We start from the raw sequence: 6169 nt of genomic DNA on the forward strand, positions 1-6169 counted from the left end.
GTCGGAGTTCGTGGAGCAATCCATGCCCACCGTCGCCTCCGCTGCCAAACAGCAGGAGGCCAGCGTCTACGCGACGGTGGCTGCCGCCGCGCCGCAGGAGGTCGTGGACGCCGATAACGTCACGGTTCTGCTCATGCTCAACCGGATGGTGTCGACGAAGGACGCGCCCGAGGCGGCGAGCTCGGCTTCCCGGCTCACCGTGTCGATGGTGCGGGTCGACGACACGTGGAGGCTCGGGGAGCTGGAAGCACTCTAAAGACGGCCGGGCCGGGGGCCCGGAACCGTCGACTCACTCGTCGGAGGTGGCGTCCAACGTCTCGAAGAACCGTCGTGCCCACGCGTGGACGTCGTTGCCCAGCACCTGACGGCGCAGCGCCCGCATCCGTCGACGACGGTCGTCCTCCGCCTCGGTGACGGCCGCCATGATGGCGTCCTTGACCCCCTCCAGGTCATGCGGATTGCACAGGTACGCCTGCCGGAGTTCGGCGGCGGCGCCGGCGAACTCGCTCAACACGAGAGAGCCCTCGCCGTCGGTGCAGGATGCCACATACTCCTTGGCCACAAGGTTCATCCCGTCGCGCACGGGAGTGACAAGCATGACGTCGGCGGCCACGTAGAAGGCCGTGAGTTCGGACTTGGGGACGGGGCGGTGGATGTAAGTCACCACGGGGTGCCCGATCTCGCCGAAACTACCGTTGATCCGTCCCACGGACTCCTCGATCCGCGAGCGCATGATCTGGTACTGCTCGACCCTCTCGCGGCTCGGGGTGGCGAGCTGGAGCAGGGTGACGTCGGCGGTCTCGAGCCGCCCCTCCTCGAACAACTCCTCCAGGGCGCGGAGCCGGACGTCGATCCCCTTGGTGTAGTCGAGGCGGTCGACACCCAGAAGCAGGATCTCGGGGGAGCCGAGTTCGGTGCGCAGGCGTTCCGCGCGGGCGCGGGTGCCGCGGTCGCGGGCGGCCGCGTCGATGGAAGCCGAGTCGATCGAGATGGGGAACGCTCCCACCCGGACCCTCCGGTCGTCCACCCGGATCTCGGACGCCCGCCCCCGGGTGGAGCGCAACCGCACCGAGGGGTGGCCGCCGAGCCGGTGGGCGAGGATCCGGAAGTTGTCAGCGCCCCCGGGCAGGTGGAAGCCCACCAGGTCGGCCCCGAGCATCCCCTCGACGATCTCCGAGCGCCACGGCAGCTGCATGAACAACTCGACGGGGGGGAACGGGATGTGGAGGAAGAACCCGATGGTCAGGTCGGGACGCATCTCACGTAACAGGCGGGGGACCAGCAGGAGTTGGTAGTCCTGCACCCAGACCGTGGCGTCGGTGGCGGCGGCCGCGGCGGTGGCCTCGGCGAACCGGCGGTTGATCGCGACGTAGGCGTTCCACCATTCGCGGTGGTACTCGGGGGGGACCACCACGTCGTGGAACAGCGGCCACAGCGTGCCGTTGGAGAACCCCTCGTAGTAGAGCCCGACATCCTCGGCGGACAGCGTGACCGAGTGCAGCCGGATGCCGTCGGCGTCGAAGGGCTCGGGGGCGGCGTCCGCCACGCCGGGCCAACCCACCCAGGCGCCGTGGTTGGCCTTGAGGATGGACTCCAGGGCCGTCACCAGCCCACCGGGGCTGGCCTTCCAGTGTTCCCGGCCGTCCTTGTCACGGACGAGGTCGACGGGTAGCCGATTGGCGACGACGACGAAGTCCGCACCGGCGTCCGGCGGCGTCTGCTCGGTCGCGCGCGTCATCCCCGTCCCTTCCGTGATCGCTGTGATGCGGCTAGTCGACGTCGGCAGGGTCGACCTTCTCGGGGCCGATCCCGAGCATCTCGAGCAGCATCAGGCACTCGTCGGCGTCTGCGGCGTACGAGGCCACGATCCTCTGGGCCTGATATGCGGTCTCGTCGGCGACGGGCTCGAGGTCGACGTCGAGCTCGGGCTCCTTGCTGGCCGCTGCGGCGGATGCCATGTGTGTCCTCCCGTGGTCGGTATGGGACGCAGGGCCCGTGTGGGCTCAGGCGTCCGACGTCATCTTACGTCACTGGTCGGCGGCGGCGGACCTGCGCAGATTACGCGTGACCCATTCGCCGAACACGATGCCGGCCGCCAGGGCCACCGCGATCGCCAGGGCCTGGAACATCAGTCCCACACCGATACCGGTCTGGTCACTGGTGAGGGCCGACAGTCCCCGATAGACGGACAGCCCGGGCAGGAGTGGTGTGATCCCCGCGATGGTCACGATCAGTGGCGGGACGGTCGCGATACGGGCGAGGATGCCGCCGAACAACCCCATCGCACAGGCCGCGAGCGCGGAACCCACCACCACGCCCAGCCCGGTCGTCGTGACCACCTGGAAGATGACCATCCCGATCGCCCCGACCGCCGCGGCGAGCCACGTCGCACGCACGGTGGCGTAACTGGCCACCGCGAAGCCGGCGGCCCCGACCCCCGCCGCGAAGACGGCGAGATACAGGGGCGCGTTGCCGGAGATGGTCGGGTCGATGGGGGGCGGGGACATGCCCAGTCGCGCGAACACCGCCAGGGCGATCGTGATGCCGCCGAGAACCCCGCCGGTGAGGATCATCGTCTCCACGCCGCGGCCGGCCGACGTCACGGGGAACCCGGTGATGGCGTCCTCGATCGCGCCGACGAGCGTGAGCCCCGCGAGGAGCACGATGATTCCCGCGGCGACGAGTGTGGATGGCTGGATGTCCACGAAGTTGTCGCTCAGGAACACGTAGGCCAACAGCGCCCAGGCGGCCGCGATGAACCCCCCGACGATCTGCTGGAAGAACTTCGGGAGGCGGTGGCCGTCCAGATAGCGGTTGGCGTACATCAGCGCGAACGTCGACACCATGGACAGGAGTCCGGCGAGCGGGCTGCCACCCAGTTGGATGACGACCGCGCAACCGAGCATCGCCCACCCCAGGACCGCGACCCGGAACGAGTGGGGGTGCGGGGAGGCGATGATCTGCTCGACCTCCGCCGTGGCCTGCTCGACGGTCAGTTGGCGCCGCACGATGAGGTCGATGAGCCGGGCGACACGGGTCACCCGGGTCATGTCGATCGTGCGGTAGTTGACCACCCGGATGACGGAGATCGGCGGGCGACCACGTCGGCGGTTCACGCCGATGGTCAACGAGGTGAAGGTGACCTCGACGGTGGCGCCCGGCAGGCCGAACGCCGCCGCGACCGATTCCCCCTGGGCGACGGTGTCCGCCGCGCCCTCCCCGGAGGAGAGGAGGATGCCGGCGATCTCCAGGGCCAGGTTCAGGACGTCGGTGACGGCGCCGTCGTCGTCCAGGTCGACCGGCGCCATCGGTGACAGGGGCGGCTCGACCGCCAGGTCCATCGTGGACTTGCGCAGACCCAGCCACGCCAGGGGGCGGGTGAACGGGGCAGGTGCGTCGCGGATCTCCACGTGGACACCGTAGTCAAGACCGCGGCGGTCGAGAGCGCGGCCCGGGATCCGGTTAGGATGTGAGCCGGACCCCGGCCGTGCCGGAGCCGTGCTGGAGTGGCGCAATTGGTAGCGCACCCGACTTGTAATCGGGCGGTTGCGAGTTCAAGTCTCGTCTCCAGCTCTCACCCGCCGCCCGGTGGAGCCGGGAGTGCACGCCACGCGCGCGCGGTATACGTTTAGTTTTCTCAGGTTTCTGGGTAGGATGTGGCAGGTGTTCAGCGACGGCGAGGGCTCCGGAGACGTGGACGGGGGCGTCGACGCTGAGTCCACCCGGCGGATCGCCGAGGCGTGGATGCGCGCCGTCACCTCATGTGACGTGGACGCCGCGCTGGCGCTCTCCTCGCCGTCGATCGTCTACACCAACGGCGGCCACCTCCGTCTCTACGAGGGGCACGACGGCCTGCGTGACATCATCGAGGATCTCGCGCGTCTGTCCGGGTTCCTCGACGTGGCCGTCCTGTCGGCGGTGGCGGAACCGGGGATCGTCGCGCTCAAGCGGCTGGAGACCTACACGCTGCCCGAGGGGGGCGTGGAGATCCCGGCCCTGTCGTTCGTCGAGGTGGAGGGCGGTGTGGTGACCCGCTGGGAGGACTACAAGGACCTACGTACTCTGAACACGATCTCGGAGTAGACGGTGGACGGGGGCGGTCCGATGGACCAGGACGAACGGCGCGGCGGCTCCGGAGAGGTGGCCAGGGGGCTCGTGGAGGCCACGTTCCGTGGTGACGTGGACACAGCGACCTCGCTGTGCACGCCCGACCTCGAGTTGCGGATCGAGGGCACCCAGGTGGTGCGCGGCCGCGACGGGCTGGCCCAGCTGATCGAGTTCAACGAGGAGGTCTCCACCGACGTCCGGGTGGAGATCCGCCGGGTGCTGTCGTCGGGGGACACGGCCGCGGTGAGCAGGACCACGTTCCTCACGATCGGGGGCACACCCATCACACTCGCCGTCGGCGCGTTCTTCACGCTGCGTGACGGCCTGGTCAGCGAATGGTGCGACTACCAGGACATGGGCGAGGTGACGCGCGCGCTCGGGCACTGAGCCGGTCACCCGCCCGACCCGACCACCGGGGCGGCGAGTCGGGGTGGGCCGGTCAGTCCCCGGGCACGAACTCGTCGTGGCCGAGCTGCCGCAGAGCGCGACGGATCGTCGCGGCCGCCGCGTCCGACTCCTCCGCGGGGGCGTCGGGGTCCGCGCGGGACAGGTCGAAGCCGGACATGTCGTCGGCGGGGAAGACGTGGATGTGGGTGTGTGGGACCTCGAACCCCGCGATCAGGTAACCGGCCCGTGACGCCCCGAAACCTTCGACGACGGCCTCGCCGACCGCCTGGGCGACCTCGTTGAGCCGCGCCCACAGCCGGGGGTCGAGGTCGGTCCAGCGGTCGATCTCCTCTCGCGGGACGATGAGGGTGTGGCCGGCCGCGACGGGCGCGATCGTGAGGAAGGCGACCACCTCGGGGTCCTCCCAGACGAACCTGCCCGGCAGCTCACCGGAGATGATCTTGCTGAAAACGGTCGACATGCTCCCAGCCTACGTACCCGGGGCGGCCGGTTGCCGCTGATGCGCGGTGGCTCGTGGTGTAATGAGGGGTACGCCACCCGGACAACGAGCGGCGAACGGTCCTTAGAGGATGGCGGAGGGACGGCAGATGATCGAGGCAACGGCACCGACGGCAGACGACACCGTCAAGAAGAAGTCCTACCACCACGGTGACCTGCGGAACGCGATCATCCACGAGGCCACCACGCGGGCGAGGTCCTCGGGGGAGAAGGTGATCGTGCTGCGGGAGATCGCGCCGGTCATCGGGGTGTCGGCCACCGCCGCCTACCGGCACTTCACCAACCGGCAGCAGTTGGTCGAGGAGGTCTCGGCCCGCGGGTTCGCCGCGATGGGTGAGCGTGTCGCCCTCCCGGGGGTCACCGGCGCGGAGTCGGCCCCGGGGCTCGCGGCCTACCTGGACCTCCGCAACGCGGGGATCGCGATCGTGGCGTTCACGGTCGCGGAGCCCGCCTGGGCGCGGATGATGATCGAGACTCTGGGGGAGTCGCCGACGGTCGCGTTCGCGGCCTCGGACGTCGCCGAGATCATGCAGCAGATCGTCGACCGCGGGATCACGGCGGGGATCTTCCGTCCGGGGACGAGGATCAGGGACCAGCGCGTCCTGTGGGCGGGGATCGACGGCCTCTGTTCGCACGCGATGTTCGGGCTCAAGCCGATGGGGACCCCGGAGGCGGACCACGCGACGGCGCGCACGCTCGATCTCTGCATGACGGACATGCTCACCGCGGAGGGGCTGCGGGTCCGCGATGAGGCCACGTTGCCGGACGGGATCGCGACCGACCTGCCGAGCTGAGGTCCACCCGACGACGCCCGCACCGGCCGTGCCGGGTCACGTCGCCCGGGGGGCGCGACTACTGTGGTCGCTGTGCGAATTCTCGTGATCGGTTCCGGTGCCCGTGAGCACGCCATCCTCGTCGCCCTCGCCGCGGACCCCGCGGTGACGGAGCTCCACGCCGCGCCGGGCAACCCCGGCATGGTGCAGGCCACGTGTCACGACGCGTCGGTGACGGATCCCTCGACGGTCTCCGCGTTGGCACGGCGGCTCGAGGTGGACCTGGTCGTCATCGGCCCCGAGGTGCCGCTGGTGGCGGGGGTGGCCGATGCCCTCCGCGCGGCCGGCGTCCCGGTGTTCGGTCCCTCGGCCGAGGCCGCCCG

General features: G+C 70.0%; 7 protein-coding genes, 1 tRNA gene and 2 pseudogenes. 6 read left to right on the forward strand and 4 right to left on the reverse strand.

Annotated elements, in window-relative coordinates; all coding sequences use genetic code 11:
* A pseudogene (locus tag G6019_RS16155) lies at nt 1-256 on the forward strand (hypothetical protein); the annotation flags it as partial.
* Nucleotides 257-289: 33 nt separating this feature from the next.
* Here G6019_RS16155 and G6019_RS16160 read toward each other — a convergent pair.
* From G6019_RS16160 to G6019_RS16170, 3 genes are all read right to left on the reverse strand, one after another.
* Nucleotides 290-1738: an alpha,alpha-trehalose-phosphate synthase (UDP-forming) gene (locus G6019_RS16160; RefSeq protein WP_182613767.1), complete on the reverse strand. Its 1449-nt coding sequence runs from the start codon at nt 1736-1738 to the stop codon at nt 290-292.
* A 31-nt stretch (nt 1739-1769) separates the two neighbouring features.
* Nucleotides 1770-1958 (reverse strand): hypothetical protein, encoded by a 189-nt coding sequence (locus G6019_RS16165; protein WP_107748799.1) that lies wholly within the window; start codon nt 1956-1958, stop codon nt 1770-1772.
* 69 nt (nt 1959-2027) lie between these two features.
* On the reverse strand, nt 2028-3410 hold the full coding sequence (locus G6019_RS16170) for a threonine/serine ThrE exporter family protein (protein WP_107748800.1): 1383 nt from the start codon (nt 3408-3410) through the stop codon (nt 2028-2030).
* Nucleotides 3411-3500: 90 nt separating this feature from the next.
* On the opposite strand from G6019_RS16170, the gene G6019_RS16175 reads away from it, so the two are divergent.
* The 3 genes from G6019_RS16175 to G6019_RS16185 all read left to right on the forward strand — a co-directional run bounded on the left by G6019_RS16175 (nt 3501) and on the right by G6019_RS16185 (nt 4494).
* Nucleotides 3501-3573, forward strand: a tRNA-Thr gene (locus G6019_RS16175).
* 90 nt (nt 3574-3663) lie between these two features.
* Complete coding sequence (locus G6019_RS16180) at nt 3664-4083, forward strand: nuclear transport factor 2 family protein (RefSeq protein ID WP_182613768.1); 420 nt, start codon at nt 3664-3666, stop codon at nt 4081-4083.
* Between the two features lie 21 nt (nt 4084-4104).
* Nucleotides 4105-4494, forward strand: coding sequence for a nuclear transport factor 2 family protein (locus tag G6019_RS16185; RefSeq protein ID WP_182613769.1), 390 nt, complete (start codon nt 4105-4107; stop codon nt 4492-4494).
* A 52-nt stretch (nt 4495-4546) separates the two neighbouring features.
* On the opposite strand, the gene G6019_RS16190 is transcribed toward G6019_RS16185, so the two are convergent.
* On the reverse strand, nt 4547-4975 hold the full coding sequence (locus G6019_RS16190) for an HIT family protein (RefSeq protein WP_182613770.1): 429 nt from the start codon (nt 4973-4975) through the stop codon (nt 4547-4549).
* 127 nt (nt 4976-5102) lie between these two features.
* Between G6019_RS16190 and G6019_RS16195 the strand changes: the two genes are divergently transcribed.
* A complete protein-coding gene (locus G6019_RS16195) occupies nt 5103-5807 on the forward strand; it encodes a TetR/AcrR family transcriptional regulator (protein ID WP_182613771.1) in 705 nt (234 codons plus the stop codon).
* 72 nt (nt 5808-5879) lie between these two features.
* Nucleotides 5880-6169 (forward strand): annotated as a pseudogene (locus G6019_RS16200) (phosphoribosylamine--glycine ligase family protein); the annotation flags it as partial.

It is taken from the genome of Dietzia sp. DQ12-76 (assembly GCF_014145045.1).
Lineage (GTDB): Bacteria > Actinomycetota > Actinomycetes > Mycobacteriales > Mycobacteriaceae > Dietzia.

Coding starts and splice junctions, on each gene's coding strand:
- G6019_RS16160 (WP_182613767.1), bottom strand. CDS start 1,738: ATGACGCGCGCGACCGAGCAGACGCCGCCGGACGCCGGTGCGGACTTC.
- G6019_RS16165 (WP_107748799.1), bottom strand. CDS start 1,958: ATGGCATCCGCCGCAGCGGCCAGCAAGGAGCCCGAGCTCGACGTCGAC.
- G6019_RS16185 (WP_182613769.1), top strand. CDS start 4,105: ATGGACCAGGACGAACGGCGCGGCGGCTCCGGAGAGGTGGCCAGGGGG.
- G6019_RS16190 (WP_182613770.1), bottom strand. CDS start 4,975: ATGTCGACCGTTTTCAGCAAGATCATCTCCGGTGAGCTGCCGGGCAGG.
- G6019_RS16195 (WP_182613771.1), top strand. CDS start 5,103: ATGATCGAGGCAACGGCACCGACGGCAGACGACACCGTCAAGAAGAAG.